18 protein-coding genes are annotated in these 17,817 nt (G+C 26.9%); 13 read left to right on the top strand and 5 right to left on the bottom strand.

What is annotated here, in order from left to right; translation table 11 throughout:
* The first annotated feature begins 835 nt into the window (after positions 1-835).
* Positions 836-1,495 (top strand): suppressor of fused domain protein, encoded by a 660-nt coding sequence (locus ACJDTP_RS24050; protein WP_406762676.1) that lies wholly within the window; start codon positions 836-838, stop codon positions 1,493-1,495.
* Positions 1,496-1,552: 57 nt separating this feature from the next.
* Here ACJDTP_RS24050 and ACJDTP_RS24045 read toward each other — a convergent pair whose 3' ends face one another.
* The 3 genes from ACJDTP_RS24045 to ACJDTP_RS24035 form a co-directional block, all read right to left on the bottom strand.
* A complete protein-coding gene (locus ACJDTP_RS24045; protein ID WP_406762675.1) occupies positions 1,553-1,741 on the bottom strand; it encodes a YvrJ family protein in 189 nt (62 codons plus the stop codon).
* 720 nt (positions 1,742-2,461) lie between these two features.
* A complete protein-coding gene (locus ACJDTP_RS24040) occupies positions 2,462-2,650 on the bottom strand; it encodes a YvrJ family protein (protein WP_406762674.1) in 189 nt (62 codons plus the stop codon).
* 100 nt (positions 2,651-2,750) lie between these two features.
* On the bottom strand, positions 2,751-3,266 hold the full coding sequence (locus ACJDTP_RS24035) for a hypothetical protein (RefSeq protein WP_406762673.1): 516 nt from the start codon (positions 3,264-3,266) through the stop codon (positions 2,751-2,753).
* 311 nt (positions 3,267-3,577) lie between these two features.
* Here ACJDTP_RS24035 and ACJDTP_RS24030 point away from each other — a divergent pair, with 311 nt between their 5' ends.
* Positions 3,578-3,820, top strand: a complete 243-nt coding sequence (locus tag ACJDTP_RS24030) for a hypothetical protein (RefSeq protein ID WP_406762672.1) — start codon at positions 3,578-3,580, stop codon at positions 3,818-3,820.
* 60 nt (positions 3,821-3,880) lie between these two features.
* Here the strand turns inward: ACJDTP_RS24030 and ACJDTP_RS24025 are convergent, their stop codons facing one another.
* Positions 3,881-4,468 (bottom strand): sigma-70 family RNA polymerase sigma factor, encoded by a 588-nt coding sequence (locus tag ACJDTP_RS24025; RefSeq protein WP_406762671.1) that lies wholly within the window; start codon positions 4,466-4,468, stop codon positions 3,881-3,883.
* Between the two features lie 254 nt (positions 4,469-4,722).
* On the opposite strand from ACJDTP_RS24025, the gene ACJDTP_RS24020 reads away from it, so the two are divergent.
* The 8 genes from ACJDTP_RS24020 to ACJDTP_RS23985 all read left to right on the top strand — a co-directional run bounded on the left by ACJDTP_RS24020 (position 4,723) and on the right by ACJDTP_RS23985 (position 13,419).
* Entirely contained in the window at positions 4,723-5,619 is an 897-nt protein-coding gene (locus ACJDTP_RS24020) for an N-acetylmuramoyl-L-alanine amidase (protein ID WP_406762670.1), read from the top strand.
* Between the two features lie 193 nt (positions 5,620-5,812).
* On the top strand, positions 5,813-6,556 hold the full coding sequence (locus tag ACJDTP_RS24015; protein ID WP_406762696.1) for a DUF6710 family protein: 744 nt from the start codon (positions 5,813-5,815) through the stop codon (positions 6,554-6,556).
* A 322-nt stretch (positions 6,557-6,878) separates the two neighbouring features.
* A complete protein-coding gene (locus tag ACJDTP_RS24010) occupies positions 6,879-7,838 on the top strand; it encodes a hypothetical protein (protein ID WP_406762669.1) in 960 nt (319 codons plus the stop codon).
* A 240-nt stretch (positions 7,839-8,078) separates the two neighbouring features.
* The gene (locus ACJDTP_RS24005; RefSeq protein ID WP_406762668.1) at positions 8,079-9,074 is read left to right on the top strand and encodes a hypothetical protein; all 996 of its coding nucleotides are present in this window, start codon (positions 8,079-8,081) and stop codon (positions 9,072-9,074) included.
* A 272-nt stretch (positions 9,075-9,346) separates the two neighbouring features.
* Positions 9,347-9,784 (top strand): ATP-binding protein, encoded by a 438-nt coding sequence (locus tag ACJDTP_RS24000; protein ID WP_406762667.1) that lies wholly within the window; start codon positions 9,347-9,349, stop codon positions 9,782-9,784.
* A complete protein-coding gene (locus ACJDTP_RS23995) occupies positions 9,738-10,550 on the top strand; it encodes a hypothetical protein (protein WP_406762666.1) in 813 nt (270 codons plus the stop codon). The genes ACJDTP_RS24000 and ACJDTP_RS23995 overlap by 47 nt, the downstream gene beginning before the upstream one ends.
* 1,828 nt (positions 10,551-12,378) lie before the next feature.
* Positions 12,379-13,200 carry an RpnC/YadD family protein gene (locus ACJDTP_RS23990; protein ID WP_065416405.1) on the top strand — a complete coding sequence of 274 codons (822 nt, stop codon included), beginning with the start codon at positions 12,379-12,381 and terminating at the stop codon, positions 13,198-13,200.
* 18 nt (positions 13,201-13,218) lie between these two features.
* Positions 13,219-13,419, top strand: a complete 201-nt coding sequence (locus ACJDTP_RS23985) for a hypothetical protein (RefSeq protein ID WP_406762665.1) — start codon at positions 13,219-13,221, stop codon at positions 13,417-13,419.
* Positions 13,420-15,170: 1,751 nt separating this feature from the next.
* Here the strand turns inward: ACJDTP_RS23985 and ACJDTP_RS23980 are convergent.
* Positions 15,171-15,530, bottom strand: a complete 360-nt coding sequence (locus tag ACJDTP_RS23980) for a helix-turn-helix domain-containing protein (RefSeq protein WP_173715132.1) — start codon at positions 15,528-15,530, stop codon at positions 15,171-15,173.
* A 459-nt stretch (positions 15,531-15,989) separates the two neighbouring features.
* On the opposite strand from ACJDTP_RS23980, the gene ACJDTP_RS23975 reads away from it, so the two are divergent.
* The 3 genes from ACJDTP_RS23975 to ACJDTP_RS23965 all read left to right on the top strand — a co-directional run.
* Positions 15,990-16,187, top strand: a complete 198-nt coding sequence (locus tag ACJDTP_RS23975) for a DUF739 family protein (RefSeq protein ID WP_012058486.1) — start codon at positions 15,990-15,992, stop codon at positions 16,185-16,187.
* Between the two features lie 118 nt (positions 16,188-16,305).
* Positions 16,306-16,566, top strand: a complete 261-nt coding sequence (locus ACJDTP_RS23970) for an excisionase (protein ID WP_012058487.1) — start codon at positions 16,306-16,308, stop codon at positions 16,564-16,566.
* A 228-nt stretch (positions 16,567-16,794) separates the two neighbouring features.
* Positions 16,795-17,817: phage replisome organizer N-terminal domain-containing protein (locus tag ACJDTP_RS23965; RefSeq protein WP_406762664.1), on the top strand; the 1,023-nt coding region annotated here is incomplete at its 3' end.

The following is a 17,817-nucleotide window of genomic DNA, read 5'->3' as shown; positions in this document are numbered from 1 at the left end:
TGCTAGTACAATATGGAACTGCAATCTTGAGTGCAAGTCCAAGCCCCCCAAGCCACTAACCGGCTACACGTAGTGGGAAATATTGAATAAAATATAAATATATCTATTCCACAGTTGAAAGAAACATTTCTCTAAAGTTGTAGAGAAAAACATGCACCCCACCGGGAACCCAAATAATGGACTAGTCTAATGCATAGAGATTATTAGTGAATAAAAGGCTTGAGCTAGTCGAAAGACTTTTAGGCACATAGAAGCTCTAGCTAATGACCTGTTCATTTTTGGGTGGTGGATTAGGTGCCCAAATAATTTACTATAAAAGTACCTTGTCTATAGAATATACGTATATAGGCATAACTACTATAAATACATAAATTATAATTATCTTAGTGTAAGCATATATAAGGATAAAAATAAAATGAATTTGTAAAAACATAGATGGAAAGCAATAAAAGAGCAGCTGTGCTGCTATTATATAAGATAAGTGACTTGGACAAAAGATTGTCCAAGTTTTCCTTTGTTTGAGCGTAAGCGAGTTATAATTTTTGTAATAGGCAAGCTTAATGAGGAATATAGCTAGGCTTTAAAATACCTAGATAACATATATTAAATAAAATATAATTAAGTATAAATTCAGCTTGTCTATTACTTCCTTCTTAGGAACGAAGTGACGTTATTGAAGCACAAAAGATGGACTGAATAAAGTGAATATAAAGTTGTAAATTATAGAGTATACTATAAAAAGCTTTATTAAGTCCATCTTAACTCCGATAATATTAATATAGAATTAAATATAATAAATTATATTAGAATTAAAGGTATTGAGGAGGAAAAATAAATGACTTTAGATGAATATAAAAAGCATGCTGAAGAACAGGAAGATTGGGCACCAGGGTGGGATGCCATTGATGAAGTTTTTGACAAACTTTATCCTAATCAGAAACCTGCACATTATGGCACAGAATTGCATAAACGAGCTATTTTTGGTGGAGATCAATATTTGGATGGGTATAGTATTTATCAATCTAATAATGGTTATAAGCATTTGTTAACTTATGGGATGACGGAGCTTTACACAAATGAAGAAGCTTTTGGTGGTGAATGGAGTGGCTGGGGCTATGAAATGACTATAAAATTGAAAGAGGATTCAAATGAAGAGTGCATGTGGGCAATTGATATGCTATCTAACCTTGCTAGATATACATATACACAGAAGAGATTTTTTGAGCCATTACAATTTATAGCTGGAAAAGGAACTTCTCTCCATATAGGCGTTGAATCAGCAATTACAGCATTATTAATTATAAATGATACTGAAGCTAATGAAATTGATACTGTTCATGGAAAGGTTGATTTTATTCAATTGGTTGGAATAACTGAGAAAGAATTAGAAGTATTGAAAAAGGATCGTACACAAGCTGTTGTACTTGTTGAAAATATGAAGAAAGATAATCCCTTTTTGATTACTGATATGAAAAGAACAAAATCTTATTTATAAGAAAATATGAATAAATTAAAATGCTATAAACAATTTGAAATGTTTATAGCATTTTTATCAATCCACTTTATTAGAATCATCATTATCTATAACAACTCCAAGCTTAGTTGATATTATGGTATTTAATTTATTAATTGAACTAGATAAGTTATTAATTTGTTTTTCTAAGCGTATTAGCAAATATGCTGCAACAGCTATAGCAAATCCATTATTAACTATCAAGTTAATTAATTTATTAATTTCCATAATTTAATCACCTTCATAAAAGATATATGGATAGATGTTGGTTATTGTATGGAATTAGATAAATATAACACAGCAAGTAAATAGGTAAATAGTCATACCTTTTTAATTAAAAAATGTCAAAGAAAATATTATTTGAATTGTTAACGTGTATTTTTAATTTAATTTATTTTAACTAGGTTTTAAAATGCCAAGGTAACATACATTAAATAAAATATACAATAAAGCCTATAATTAGCTTGCCTATTATTCCATTTTTTATATTAACGACAAATTATATAAATAAAAGAGTTTAAAATATAAATTCTTGTATTTTTAAAGTAATAGATTGCAAGTAAAAGGCATAGATATAAATATAAATGTGGAGGAAAGGAGAGAATATCTATGAAATGTTTATTTAAAATAATAAAAAAGATCTTGCTCAAAACCATTACAGAAGAGAAGAAAATAGTTATCATCATAGTTATGCTATAAATTTATTAATGAGCTATTTTACAAGTAAAGATAAAACTTCAATGAAGAAAACATGAGAAAGGTGTTGTTGAGATATTTTCGTATGATTTATTTCTCAACAACACGATTACCAAATATATGGTAAACAAAATATAAAAATAAACATGTTTTTTGCTAGAGATTTTATCAGTAAAAATAAAATATAAAAAAATAGTGCGATAAAATCAAAAGGCTATAAACATTTTGGAATTCAATGTTTATAGCCTTTTTTCAAGCCACTTTATTAGAATCATCATTATCTATAACAACTCCAAGCTTAGTTGATATTATGGTATTTAATTTATTAATTGAACTAGATAAGTTATTAATTTGTTTTTCTAAGCGTATTAGCAAATATGCTGCAACAGCTATTGCAAATCCATTATTAACAATAAGATTCATTAATTCAGTTATATCCATAATTTCATCACCTCCATAAGGGATATATGAAATAAAATATATCAGTTCATGTTAGAGAACAAATAATTATTTGAAATTAAAATATATAAAATAAATTAAATTATTGAGTGCCAGCTTCATTTACAATATGGTTATGATAATAATTTATAGCAATATCAACTATGGTACTGACACATACATTAATATCTGGATGGATGCTCTTTAATTCATTTATTTTTCTTATGGTAGAATTTCTAAGGGTATAGCTCCTTTTAATATTTGGAGTCTCACCATCAATGGCAGGAGTAGCACCATTAGGTAGTGGAGTTCTCCTATTATCAAAAATATCTTTTGTAGAGTTTAAAGTATTTTTTATTTCTATGGAATTATTTATATTATCTTGAAAATTATTGTTACTGGTTGAAGTAGTAATATTATTTTTAGGTTCTTCTAGATCTGCAGTATTATTAGATTTACTATCAGAGCTAGTTTGAATAATATTAGTATCAGAATCATCAAAAGAGAAGGAAGATATGCAGTCACCAGTTATAGGAGTTTCGCTAGTAAATCCATATACTTCACCTTCATCATATTCAAAATCATTTTTAGGAACGTTTGATGTTTTTCTTCTAGCCATAAATTATATACCCTCCTTAGTAGCATTTTTATGTATTCTCTTAAAGGATATATGGCTGTTTATTAGAGATTCTAAAGTTTTAAAGAATTTAGGAATATATATTTTTTAGAATTAAAGAATTTAAGATTTTAAGAATATATATTCTTTAGAATTTAAGAACTTAAGAATTTGCTTGTAAAATGCGGGTTAGGAGATTATAACTACAAATTTAATCATGATTTTAATGTTATGTTACAGTATAAAACATATATCCATAATAGCAGCTGCTAAATTTTAAAGCTGCAAATAAATTATTGGAGTGTGTTGTAAAAATGATTAGAGATGAAATTAAAATTAATACAGAAGAAGGAGAAGTTTTTGATAAAAAGCAGATTGCTTTAGCAATTAGAAATTCTACTTTTAATGATGAACTTCAATGTTCTTTAATTACGGAAGGAATACTTAATAAATGTGAAGGATGTTCTCTTAAATATATTTGTGATAGCATTGATCAAGTAGCTCAAAACTATATTGATAAAACTACAGATGTTATTAATAATTTTAATTTTGAATAAGTGGATATAGATTGATATAATTATATAAAAATAAAAACTCCTAGGTTAGACTTGGAGTTTTTATGCTTTGATGTCTTCATAATAATGAGATATATTGTTTAGTATTTTCTTTAGAATAGTGTTCTTTTTTAGGATAGCAGTAGAGTAGCACATATTTTTAAAATAAGCATATTCTTTTACAGTGTAATTTTTATAGAATACAAAATCTATAAGTTCAAGCTCATCTTCATTTAAATTCTTAAGGGCTAATTTTAAATCTTCATAATCACACATTTCACATAATGAAGTTTCAGTTGAGATTTCAAAGTCAGGAAAACCATTTTCAACATCATCATGTAGACTTAATGCATCATAACCCTCAGTAGATCTTCTAGTTTTAATTCTTTTGATTAAATCACTCATATTATTTTTAATGGCATTAGTAGCATAGGCAACGAATCTATGCTTTTCTAAATTGTACATGTAAACAGATTTAAAAAGTGATTGGTAACATTCCTGCATAATATCATGTGCGTTATATCCATCAATGAAAGTTCTTTTAGAAATATTATATATTAAAGTCCTAAATTCTTCAGCTAATTTTTCTTTTGCTTCTTCATCATTATTTTTGCACTTGGTAACTAAAACTTCAATATAATTAAAATCCATATAAGCCTCCTTCTTCAACTAAGAGTTATGAATTAAATAATTTACATATATTGTGTTTAATGTTAAATTTGCATCTACATATAGTATATATGGTTAAAAACCATATAACGTATATAGAAATATAAAATTAGTTGAGCTTCTGTTGTTTTAGAATATTTTTTTAAGTTTCTAATTGCAGCATAGCTGCTCTTTTTATATGTGTATAACGTATAGGAGTAATTAAAAAAATTAAGAATTATAGGGAGAGATGTAAAATGAGCAATTTTATAATAGCAGTAGGTCATACTGCTGGTGGTAATATTGGATGTGGGGTTATTGATAGGCTTGATGAGAGCAATTGTACAAGAGAAATTGGAGCTTTAGTTGCAGAGTATTTGCCGCAGATAGGTTATGGAGTCAACTTACTTAGAATTGATAAGAGCAATAGCTATAACTGTGAAGATTGTTATGAAAGAGCAAATCAAGCGAATGAAATAGCAAAGACAAAATATATAAAACTTTATGTTGAGATTCATATTAATGCAGGAGGAGGTAGTGGACCTGAAGCATTAGTATTTGGAAAGTCAGAAGTAGCTAATCAATATGCTTCTAAAGTATGCAATGAATTATCAAGCACTCTGAATTTACCTAATAGAGGAGTAAAAACAAGAAACTTAATTGTTCTTAACAAAACTATTATGCCTGCAATTTTAGTTGAATGTTTATTTGCTGATAGTGATGATGCTGATGTTTACAATGCAGAAGTAATTGCTAGAGCTATAGTTAATGGATTGGTTGGAGCAGATGGTTCTAGTAATGGACAATGGAAACTTGGGTGGAATTGTAATGATGTTGGTTGGTGGTATTGCACGGATATAGATAATAAATACTATTATACATCGCAAAATGGCTGGCAGGAGATTGAGGGGGAGTGGTATATATTTGATGATAGGGGCTATGCTTTGCAGAATCGCTGGTACAATGATAAAAACAAGAATGTCTGGTATTACTTAGATGAAAACTGCAAAATGGTTATGGGAAGTAAAGAAAAGCCTTTGTGGAAGTGGATTAATGGGAATTGTTATGCTTTTGGAGAGGATGGGAAGATGTATTGTGATTGTGTTACACCTGATGGGTGGAAGGTTAATGCCGATAGTGCTTGGATAAATTAGAAATTTATATTTAGAAGCTGATAGACAGAGTAATTTTTATGTTTGTCAGCTATTTTTAGTTTAGTTTTGGTAGAATGTTAGCTTATTAAGCGATAAAAAAAGGTTAGTTTATTGTAATAATTATATGTAGTATCAAAGTATTATAATAATGAATTTGTTAAAAAGGAGCTAATAATGAGATTTAAAAAATTTAATTTTTAAAAGTAAGGCAGTTAAAGAGATAGAAAGAGGATCTAAAGACGTACCAAAATTATCTGCGAAAGATAACTTTGATAGTATCATTAATTTTGCAAAAGAAATATTAGAGTCTAACGTCAGTAAAGATGCAAAACAACATCCGATATTTGATGTAATAAGGATTTTGGGCAGAGGATTGCAAACTGATTATATGAAATACTTATTATATATAGATGGGGATGAGGATAATAGTGTTCCTAATTTAAGCTGGAGTAGTGTAGGTTTTGAGGAAAGGTCTTATATATCTAATAATCAGAGCAAATATCTTAAGATACATGATTTAAAAAAAGAGGTAAAATGCAAAAAGAAAATAAATCTAAGTACTGATTTAATATTACCATGGCCATGGCACAAGGATAGGCTAATTAGAGCACTTATAGATATAGGTGAAGGTCGAAAGAAAAAGAAATGGAAACAAGATTTTAATAATCACTTTGTTGAAGTATGGCTTCCAATGGGAATAGCTTGGGTTAATGGAGGAAATCACTCTATTACTATGGGGATAGTACAAGGTGGCGAATTGGAACCAAAATATTATTATGATATCAGTGAGGTATATAAATATGTATACTGTGATGGAGAAAATTTTATTAGGACTGAAGACAATAAAGTTATAGCCAAAGTTACTAATGTTGAGTTTGCTGCTATTTTTGAAATAGGAAGGCTGCTAGTAGAAAAAGGATTGTCTTTTATTGATTAGGATGTAACGACGATATGTCATTCTCTTACTTAGAAAGCTAAGGCTCAATGAAATGAATTATTTGCTATAATATGTGATTTGTTAATTTATAGAGATTAATAGAAAAACGCTGGATAAAAATAGGTAAAAATATAAATTTTTGTAGTATAATAAGTATAGATTATCTTTTTCTAAATTAGGTAATCTATACTTATTATTTTTTAAAGTAAAAAATAAATTATAGATTTGAGGCTCACATAATGTCTATAATGCGAACTTTAAATAAGGAAGGCTGTTAATTGAATACTATAGAAAATGTAAGATTAATTTGTAGAGGTGAGATATGTTGAATAATAGAAAGAAATTTGTAATTATTATTGAATGCACTTTTAAAGCAGCATTTAACTTGGATGATTTAAATTTTGAATTAGATAATATAGTTTTTAATTTCAAATTTGAGAGAGAGGAATTTCATTTATCCTTTCAAATTTATACTGATATTAATTCTTATGAAGAACTTTCAAAAGGAGATAGTTCTTGTATGAGTAATATAAGAGGATGGATAAATAGGGTGTTACCATATATTAATAATAAGGTGTATGAATTAAAATACCTAGATGGTCATATTCTTATAGATACATTTTCGATGCTAGATATCAGAAAAATAGAGATTAGAAGAAATAGAGCTGAAAAAGGAATTGTTATTGAAAAACCATTTTCAATTCCGAGTTTTCCACCAACAAAAGCATTAGCTAAAGAAAATGATAACATTTTCATAAGAGATTATATAGATTCTATGACATGTTATTATAAATATAATTTAGATGAATGTATTAGAAAAATTATTACTTCTCTTGAAAACTACTACTCTTTAAATAAAATAAAGGGTGAAAATAGTAAAATTAATAAAAAAGGTACTTTCTTAGCTAAGACTGAAGAGCTTTTGTCAAATAAGGATAACTTTATATTACCTGAAAATATACTAAAAATTGCATATAATAATATTTGGATTTTATATAAAATAAGAAATAAAATTGTGCATGATCATTATAGACTTGATTATGATGATAGATGGGTGTGTAGTAGAGGTATAAATACATTATATAACGTATTTAATAATAAGATTAACAAAGAGGAAATGTCAAGATATATCATGACTCTTAATATGCAATTTGGGTTACTTGATAGTGTATTAAGTAATAACGAGTTCCTAAATAATTATAGTATGGAATTTACAACTGATGAAATTAAAAAAATTTCGCTAAAATTTAAATTAAATGTTAGCGACTTAAACTTAAGGTAGGCAAAAAGTATAATACATTTTATAGTGATAAAATTGTAGGTTTATTACAGTTATGCATTGAAAGATTATAAATAGAGCTTCTATTTTTCATATTCTTATAAGGCTAATACTACGTAGCTGTGATTGGGGCAGTAAATAAAACTTGTTCTTTGAGAAGTGATAAGTATGGCATTTTGAAAATGTGTTGAATTGAAAGATAAATTATAATTTGTTTATATTAGAATTTAAAGGAGAAATGATTTGAATAAAGTACAGAAAACTGCTTATGAATTAATACAAGCAGACGCAAGGTTTTTATATACATTAACTGACATTTCACAAAATGCTCAAAATATTAATAGCAATTATATTTGTATGAGCCTACCTTATATCGGACTTTTTGCAGAAGGTACAGAGCAGTGGTGCAAAAAAGTTAGATTAAACGCCCCTCACTTTAATCCAACTGAGAAAGCATTTTATACTCAATTAAGACAGGGACACAAGCTTTTTAAAAAAAGTTATGAAGAGTATGCTACTCTACTTTTTGAAAAGTTTACAGAAAGCGAAAATTACTTTTATAGCATACGTAGTTTACGTGAAAAGATATTCGGGTATTACAATGTAGGTACTGATTTGTGCAATGGTAAGTTTTGTGGTAATACAATTTTATGTTCAATGTATTATACTCCTATAAACCCATTGGGGAACGAGGGCGTGGGAGAGTGGATAAGAGATATGAGCATAGTTGCTGGAAAGTTAGCAGCTTCTTTGGGGGGGAAGGAGTTTCCGATATATAGGTATAATGATAATATTATTGTTCAATACAAGGATTATCATTTTTATAAAAATTCACCACTGAAGATGAGTAACGATTTTGGCTTTCTACTTTTCTCTATACTTTGTAGTATTAATTATGCAATAGAATTTATTGAAAATTATTTTATAGATGAGATTCCTCAAAAATTTAAATTTGCATATTTACAGTATTACTATCTTTGTGATTTCCTTAAAGAGGTGAACGCTCAAAAGAATACTGATTTTTATATAGATGACTGTTTATGCGATAGGAATTTTCGTAACTGTCTCGCTCATTATGGTTTGGGGCAGTACATAAGTGAGACTGAAATCATTTCAGACGATATACTAAAAGGATTAACAAATAAAGCCTTTGGAAAAGACTATCTAACTACAAAAGTAGAATTATATGAAATTCTTGGAAGTTTAACTAAGCAAATAAGACAAATGATTTTGATGTAATCTGTAAGGATATCTGTTATTAATCCATAGTTTAAATGTTATAATCAAATAAACAAATTTCAATTTTTAGAATTATTATAGCTGCTGAAGCGGAGAACAAGCATTAATAGAATTGAAATTCCCATTATTCATATTAAGTTAGAAATTAATTTGCGCTTAGATTTTATTTAAATATTAGTTGATAATAAGTAGTACTATTAATTACTGAGATTATCAAGAGTGTATAAGGTTGAGTGATAGCAGAAAAGTTGAACTATTAGAGGTGAAATTTTATGGACGAAAAAGAACTTTTAATCAAATATATTGAAAGTGAGAATGAATGTGAATGGATCGATTTTAAAGAAAAATTCTATGTTATAAAACATAAGAAAGATGATTTTATAAAAGACATCGTTTCGTTTGCAAATAATCTCAAAGCAAAAGATAAATATATAATATTTGGTGTTGAAGACGAGAATCACGGTATTTGTGGAATTTCCACAGATACTATACCAGATATTTCAATATTGGAAAATTTGTTGGTTGAAAAGGTTGAACCTCAAATAACAATCTCTTTAGGGTCATTTTTTATATATAACAAATTAATTGCTTTTATAAAGATACCTTACAACAATGAAAATCGCCCATATATAATTAAGAATGAGTGTGGAGCTGTAAAGCAAGGTGATATATATATCAGAAAAGGGATCCATCAATGTCAAAGCAACTAGAAGGGATTTGGATGATATATATACTAGTCGACATCAGCAGTATATCGTCCCATATGATAATTCAATAATTATTGAACCAATTTATATAAAAGATTCATTTTTAGAAAATCCTACATATGGAAGGCTAGATATAGAAATAAAAAATACTTCTAACTTGCCTTTATTGATAAACAGTGGTTGTATTGAATTTGAAAATGTGTTTGGGAAAATTAAACGTAGTATTTATGATATTCTACCTAATAGAAACATTCAGGAGCATCCTTTTGAAGTAGCACCAACTTCTAATTCTGTGAAAACAGCATTATTTGGATTTACAAGTACTGATTGTATTACGTTGCATTTTGATGAGGATGGGCACCTTGTTGCAAAAACTTATGTTAAGACCTCTTTTCAAGACATTAGTGGTAAAGTTTTTGAAAGTGAGCCTAAAGAATTTTTTATAATAGCTAAAGGAGAAATTTTGCATAAAATTAAGCTTAAATACAAAGAGTTTCGTCAATATTTAAAAAAGAAAAGAAAAAATATTTTGAGGACAATAGAATTGAATCAAGATGCTGATCTTAAACAACTAATAAATGTGCCATTCATCGATTTCAGCTTAATATTACCTAATTATGTTTTAGATCATCCTGAGTTCCCTGAATATAATATTTGTGCTGATATGATTCAAACTTCAATTAATGTGAAAAATGAATATGCTATAAAACTAATGCAGGATCAAGGATTGTCGCAAGATTTTGTAGAATTCGCACGTGGACTTCAATAAGGCTCGTAAAATTCATGTTCTTTGGATTGAGATTTTATGTTTCAACAGTATACATATGTTGCTGCTTGGTCAATCTATACTAAAAGATGAACTTCAAAGTGTTAGGAAATTGAAGTAAGGAATATAAAGATAGCTAAAGTTAGTTAATTTGAAGCTATCATTGTCCAAATAAATGAATGTAATATAGTAATTAGAATTAGGCAAATAATACGAAGCGGGGATTGAAGACGGCAAATAAAACTTGTTCTTTGATAATTTAGCAGTATAGTATTTTGAAAATATGCTGTGATGATTAATTTGATATAAGGAGTTTTTTAAATTTTGACAAGAAACATTTGCAAAATCCAAGTTGTGAAAATGAAGAAAATTTCCAATTTAGTTTGATATAGCACCTCTAAATTTTAGCAGGCTATATTATTTTATTATTAAACTTTTCCCTTGCATTTTCTCTTAACGCTAAAATACTAATTATGCTTAAAGGCTGATTATATCTAGCATAAAGATAGAATAAAATATGGAAAAATACGTTAAAATATCGCCTGAATTCAAGTTATGATTAGGATTAGATAGGATTTCTTAGTATAGGAATAATTATGGTTGTATGGCGAAATGAAGTTAAAGGATTTACAGCAGCAACTAGACTTTGGACATGCATATTAATATAAAGAAATATATGAAGAAAATTTTAGGTACTCTTAAGACATAAAAGTATTTATTTTTAATTTTTTAAGAGAGTTTATAGGATTATTAGTTTCACACACAAATTTTATCAATACCTATATTATATTTACTGCTAAATTTATCATATAAATTATTAAAAATTCGGAGAATAGATAGCTAAATAAATATCAAAAACTATGGTGTAAAAATGGTGTAAAACAATAAAAACATCAAGATTTTAAATACTTAAAACCTTGATGTTTTCTAACTTGGTGACCCATAGGAGAATCGAACTCCTGAGTCTAGAAATTACCAATTACATATCATTATATTTAATTATAAATATCTGTAGAATAGCTTAAATACTAGGTTGTAGCAATATGGATAATTATAACATATCATATTAATTTAGAACTCAGTCGGGAAAAAGTCGGGAATAATCGGGAAAGTCTTATGGCGTAAATCGTTGATTATTGAAGGCGTCCTACATAATAACTTGAAAATTCTATTCTATTTTAAAATAGAATAGAGATGAAAGGAATATGAACAAATATGATTTTTAGCATATTAACATTAACAATTATATGTTTTATATATAAATAATCATGATTAATTTATTTTGAATTTCTAGAAAGGAGGAAATCCTCCTCTCCTAGATAAAAAATAAATTATGAAATAAAATATAGAATGTATAATCATATTCATGTTCTTATCAAAGATTTAGAATGAGGAGCTAATATAGTGTATTGTGCTCCTCATTTGATTTTTAACATGCCAATATATAGAGAGTTGGAAATTATTGAAAGAAACAATGATAACAATTTATTAAAGTGGCAATAATTAAATCTATATAATAGATATAGCTAAATAAGTATTATTAATTAGGCAGTATAAATTATATAAAGAAATAAAATATACAAAGAATTGTTTAATGTTAGAGATATGAGTGCTTTGCGTTTATATAATAAAGGATAGACTTTTGTATAAGTCATATGTCGATTATAATATTGATAGGAGATTGAATAAAAATATAGCATAGTGGTGTTATGATATTTAGAAATTTGCTTATATATGTTAAAATTAAATTAATAAATTTAAATTATATAAGTAAGGTTTTATTAGAGGAATAGATTATTATAAAAATATTTTTACATGAGGGGGTGCATTGGTGAAACAAATAAATTATGAAGATATGATAATGAAAAGAGCAATGGATATATTTGCAGAAGAAGGTTTGAAATTTTTTGGTATAGATAAAAAAGTAAAAGATACTGGATCTACTGAAATTGTTGTCCTTGAGATAAAGAATATGCTAATGGATTACACTTTCCTAATGGAAGATGATACTTATATTCATTTTGAATTTCAAACTACTAACAAGGGAATTGAAGATTTAAGAAGGTTTAGAACCTATGAATCTCTCCTTAATTTTCAAACTGGTAAAGATGTTGTGACATACGTTGTTTATTCAGGAGATATAAAAGATCCTATAAGTGAATACAATAGTGGAATAAATTCTTATAAAGTCAATGCAATATCAATGGCTAATAAGGATGGAGATGCAATCTTTAATGATATAATAAATAAAATAAATGATAAAGAAGAACTAAGCAAGCAGGATATTATATCTTTAACATTTACACCAATAATGGGTGGGAAGCTTAGTAAAAGTGATAAGATAATAAATGCAATTAGAGTAGTTAAAGATATAGATAAAGATTACAGATATGATGTAGAGTCAATCCTATATGCTTTTGCAAGTAAATTTTTAGAAGGTAAAGATTTAGAAAAAGTAAGGGAGGAGATAAAAATGACTGAATTAGGTAGAAGTTTGATAAAAGAGGGAAAATTGGAAGGAAAGCAAGAAAATTCAATAGAAATTGCAAAAAGAGCTATTAAGGAAGGAATAAGTGATGAACTTATTAGCAAACTCACAGAATTAACAATTGAACAAATTAAAATAATAAGAAAAACTATTGAAACTAATTAGTATTGCAAGGGAAAGTATATGACTGAATTAAGTACTATGTTAAGGGAAGATGGTTATAGACAAGGATTCGAGCAAGGTGAATTAAAAAAATCAATAGAGGTTGCTAAGAGAGCCATAAGTCAAGGTATGAGTGACGAATTGATTAGTGAATTGGTTGGGCTATCTATAAGAGAAATTCAGATAATAAGAATGGCTATTGAAACTAATAAAACAAAATAAATAGAATTATAAAAAGGAAGATATTAATATACTTTAAGCAATAGATAATGTACGAATATAGAAAATCTAAACCAAGTTTTCAAGATTCGCATACATTGTGTTCAGCTTAAAGTAATTAATATCTTTTTATTTTAACTGGGTAAGGCTCGGACAAATGGTAAAAAGTACAACAAGTGGAAAAACGTATTCTGATCTGATTTACTTTAGATGAACCAGAAGCAGCATTGTTACCTTAAAACTAATGGTTATGCTTAGCTATTATTAATGATGAGGTTATTTTCTATAAAGGAATAGCATAAATATTAAGAAAAAAGGAGGATTAGCAATGAAAAAAATCATTCAGATAATTATGAGTTTCATTACAAAAAATATTGGTGGAGGTAAAAAAGCAAATAAAGATATAGATATTCGTTTTATATTTCATTTAAGAATAAAATCTTAATGGAAAAAACAAAATTAGTATTGAAGAGGAATTTCGTATTAGAAATGGACTTTTCACTTACTTAGCAATATGATATAGATAAAATATATTGCAATAGATTTGTTTTTTGCTAAAGATTTTATTAGAAGAAAGATAAAATAAATTAATATCAATAGCATGAATAAAGAAAGACGATAAACACTTAAAAATCAAATGTTTATTGTCTTTCTTTATGATAGGCCTCATTAGATTGATTTGTATTTATAATAACTCTAAACTTAATTGATATTCTTGTAATTAATTTGTTAATTAAAAAAGATATACTATTAATTTGTTTCGCTAAGTTAATAAGCAAGTATAATGTCACCTGGCAACATACCCATTATTGATTATAAGGTTAATTAAATATGCCGCTTTCATAATAAATTAATATACTCATAATAGATATACGTTTATATAAATATTAAGATAAATATACTAAGTTTTCATAGAAAAGTATGACATAGATAATACATTGCCTATAGAGGATGCAATAGAAGAATATGGCCAATGCTCCAAGGAGTAATGCTGAGACCTAATTTGATAGTTAATAAAATAAATTATAAAGAACTAATCAGGTTTAAAGTTATACAAGCCTAATTAATATGCAGTAAGATAAAATATAACTAGGAATCCTGTATAAAATAAATATGATAGACAAGAAATAGGATTGGCTATAGTTCTAATTATATTGGATATTAGAGAAGATAAGTTGTAAATAAATTATAAATAATTAGAAAGAATAAATTATAAAACAAATTTGAATTTTACCTATAATCTATGAGTAGCGTAGAACAAATAAAAGAAAGTTTATTCAAGTAAAATAGCAGGAAGTCTAAAAATCATACCCAGATAAATTCGTTAAATTTCAAATTGTAGAATCCCATGAAGATAATAAGTTCAAATATCTTGATGAAGTTGGGATAACAACGGTAATAAAATATAGAAGAGAAGCTATGCTAGAATTTACAAAATATAAAAATGATCAGTAAGTTGAAGTAATGAAAATAAAAGTATGGAAATAGAAAAAGTCTAATATATTGGTATTAGCAGGAGGATGTAATTAAAAATAACTTGAAATTAAAATATAGATTGAAGCAAGAAATGAAAGTGCTGTATTATTCTAGAGTGAATTATACAGCATTATTAATTATACATGAAAATTAATAATTAAAAGCTTATATACCAGTGATAGAGCTATTTGTACAATTAATTAGAAGTGCTGTAATTTAATTTCGGTATTTAATTTTAATTTGTTTTTATTAAATAACTTCCCATTATAGACAAGAAATTAAAAGCTTTTATCCTGATTATTAAGTTGTGAACAACGATTAAATTCCATTTCTAATACTGTGTTTACCGTATGTTTACCTAGATTATCTAAAGAATTATATTTTTTTAATAAACATTCTAATTCTTCTGATAGTTGTAAAGATGTTTTTATTTTGTTTTCATCCCATCCCATTAAAATAGATGGAGTTGTTTCTAATATTGCTGCAAGTTTTTCGATTTTGTCAGAAGGTATATTAGAGATTACACCACTTTCATATCTTTGAAGTGTTGGCTTACTAATAGATAATCTTTTAGAAACATCTTCTAATGTGAGACTCAATTCTAATCGTCTATTTTTGATATTTTCTTTCAAACCCATTTTATGTTTCCTCCTTATAGCATATTAAAAGTAAGTAAATTATCCAATATTTATTAATTTAATTTATTGAATTGCAGTAAATTAATTAAAATTATTCTGATAAAGTATAATATCTGCCTATATAATTTACAGATTAAAAACAGTAAACTAAATAAATGATAGTGTACTTTGACATTAATTGTAATTAACTAATCTTAGATTTTAATAGATTATATTGATTATGTATATATTTTATCTGCTATTGTTAATAAATAAAATATATAATAATATTCATTTACCATTTAATTTGTATCAGTATAGTAAATAAATTAAATTATCATTTTTAATTTATTATAACATCTGTTTCCGGATATGCAACAATTATTTTCCATTATATAGAAAAAATTACGTGAGAGGTATTGACAATAATAGCCATAATATATAAAATATTACTTAACAAGTAACGAAAGGGGAGCATTTATGATATTAATTAATGAGTTAAAAGGAAAGATGAGAGCAAAGGGATATACTCAGGAAAAGCTGGCAAGGGAATTAGGAATGTCTCCAAAAACTTTAGGTAATAAACTTAATAAAGGCATATTTGGTTCTAATGAAATCGATAAGATGATAAAACTATTAGATATAAAGAATCCAATAGAGATATTTTTTTATGAATAAATTACTTAAAAAGTAAATTGTAATAACTTTATATATATTGTTTAGAAATCTAAAATTAATTATTCTAATTTAAAAGTATTATGTTACGCTAATAGTTATTGTTACGGGAGGACAAGCTATGGAGGAATTATTAAAAGAAATTTTAGTTGAATTAAGAAAAAATAGTGAAAAAGAGAATGCTGGAGATAAACTTACTTATACCCTTAAAGAGTGTTCTTATATATCAGGTATTGGTCTCAATACGTTACAAGAAGAGATTTCAAAGCAGAATTCAGATTTTCCATTCTTTAAAATAGGAAAGAAGGTGATGGTAGATAAAAAACTATTTCATCAATGGCTTGAAAATATTTCTATGGTTCACCAAGAATTAAGAAAATAGTAATCTTAAATTAAAAACATAAATGTAAAATTATTTTCATACACCTTGATTTAGAATGTATGGGGATTCAACTTTTAATAAAAATGTATAAAAAGAAAGTGAGGACTTACAAATGAATTTTAGGATTTTTAAATGTTATATACATGTTTGTAAGTTAATTGAGTTAAATCCATCCTGGGATGGACTTGAAAGGTTTAGAAAATTTTATTTATGGGAGCGTGAAAAATAATGGCAGATATTAAATGGATTAAATTAGCTACTTGTATGCCTGATGATGAAAAAATGAAATTAATAGATGCAATGAAAGAAAGGGATACAATCCATTATGTGTGGATAAGAATACTTTTACTAGGTGGAAAGCTTAATGCTAATGGTGAAATATTTTTATCAGAAAGAAAGCCACTTACTAGTAAGATGCTAGCCATATTATTTTCACGACCATTAGAAGCCATTAAACTTGCATTAAGAGTTCTATCTAAATTTGGAATGATTGAAATAGCTCCTGATAAAGTAATCAGAATTGTAAACTGGGACAAGTATCAAAATATAGAAGGAATGGAAAAAGTTCGTGAACAAAATAGAAAAAGAGCTGAGACTCATAGAGAAAAGAAAAAATGGGAGAAGAAGGCTGGTAAAAGTGATGCTCAAGAAAATTATGAAAGCGAAGTTTTAGAAGAAAGCATAACTTTGAATGAAAATGAGCAATTAGAAAAAAACAATAATTTAGAACAAGAGAAAAATTCATCAGAGAGGAATTATGCTCCAGAAGAAAATAAAGCTCTTGATAAAAATACACCATTAGAGAATTTAGAAACGAGTGAAGAAGCTTCTGTTAGTACTGATACCGATGAAGCAGCTAGTGATATCAGTTCGGAAATTGCTAATAATAAAGATATCAGTAATAACATTATAGAAAGTACTGATAATAATAGTACTGTTACTAAAAATACTCGTAACGTTACGCAAAATAAAAGTAACGTTACAGTAACGCAACAGAATAAGAAAGAGATAGAGAATAAGATTAAGAAGGAGAAAAAAGAAATAGATAAAGATAAAAATATAAAGAGTACAAAAAGGATTTTTGATTTAAATAATAAAAGCTTAACTTATGACATGAATAATAAAAACTTAGATTGTGATGAAGCAGTAAGTCAACCTAATCTCTTTGATAATAATAATAATAATGGGTCGGTAGAAGAGGTGGATATAAATTCTAAGGCAATGGAGCTTATGAAGTATCATGAAAAAATA

It is taken from the genome of Candidatus Clostridium helianthi (assembly GCF_045310795.1).
Classification (GTDB): Bacteria; Bacillota; Clostridia; order Clostridiales; family Clostridiaceae; genus Clostridium; species Clostridium helianthi.
The sequence above is the reverse complement of the archived record's forward strand: the minus strand, read 5'-3'. Positions and strand labels throughout refer to the sequence as shown.

Excerpts from the sequence above, each read along its gene's own strand:
- ACJDTP_RS24050 (WP_406762676.1), top strand. The coding sequence starts at position 836 with ATGACTTTAGATGAATATAAAAAGCATGCTGAAGAACAGGAAGATTGG.
- ACJDTP_RS24045 (WP_406762675.1), bottom strand. The coding sequence starts at position 1,741 with ATGGAAATTAATAAATTAATTAACTTGATAGTTAATAATGGATTTGCT.
- ACJDTP_RS24040 (WP_406762674.1), bottom strand. The coding sequence starts at position 2,650 with ATGGATATAACTGAATTAATGAATCTTATTGTTAATAATGGATTTGCA.
- ACJDTP_RS24035 (WP_406762673.1), bottom strand. The coding sequence starts at position 3,266 with ATGGCTAGAAGAAAAACATCAAACGTTCCTAAAAATGATTTTGAATAT.
- ACJDTP_RS24030 (WP_406762672.1), top strand. The coding sequence starts at position 3,578 with ATGATTAGAGATGAAATTAAAATTAATACAGAAGAAGGAGAAGTTTTT.
- ACJDTP_RS24025 (WP_406762671.1), bottom strand. The coding sequence starts at position 4,468 with ATGGATTTTAATTATATTGAAGTTTTAGTTACCAAGTGCAAAAATAAT.
- ACJDTP_RS24020 (WP_406762670.1), top strand. The coding sequence starts at position 4,723 with ATGAGCAATTTTATAATAGCAGTAGGTCATACTGCTGGTGGTAATATT.
- ACJDTP_RS24010 (WP_406762669.1), top strand. The coding sequence starts at position 6,879 with ATGTTGAATAATAGAAAGAAATTTGTAATTATTATTGAATGCACTTTT.
- ACJDTP_RS24000 (WP_406762667.1), top strand. The coding sequence starts at position 9,347 with ATGGACGAAAAAGAACTTTTAATCAAATATATTGAAAGTGAGAATGAA.
- ACJDTP_RS23985 (WP_406762665.1), top strand. The coding sequence starts at position 13,219 with ATGACTGAATTAAGTACTATGTTAAGGGAAGATGGTTATAGACAAGGA.
- ACJDTP_RS23980 (WP_173715132.1), bottom strand. The coding sequence starts at position 15,530 with ATGGGTTTGAAAGAAAATATCAAAAATAGACGATTAGAATTGAGTCTC.
- ACJDTP_RS23975 (WP_012058486.1), top strand. The coding sequence starts at position 15,990 with ATGATATTAATTAATGAGTTAAAAGGAAAGATGAGAGCAAAGGGATAT.
- ACJDTP_RS23970 (WP_012058487.1), top strand. The coding sequence starts at position 16,306 with ATGGAGGAATTATTAAAAGAAATTTTAGTTGAATTAAGAAAAAATAGT.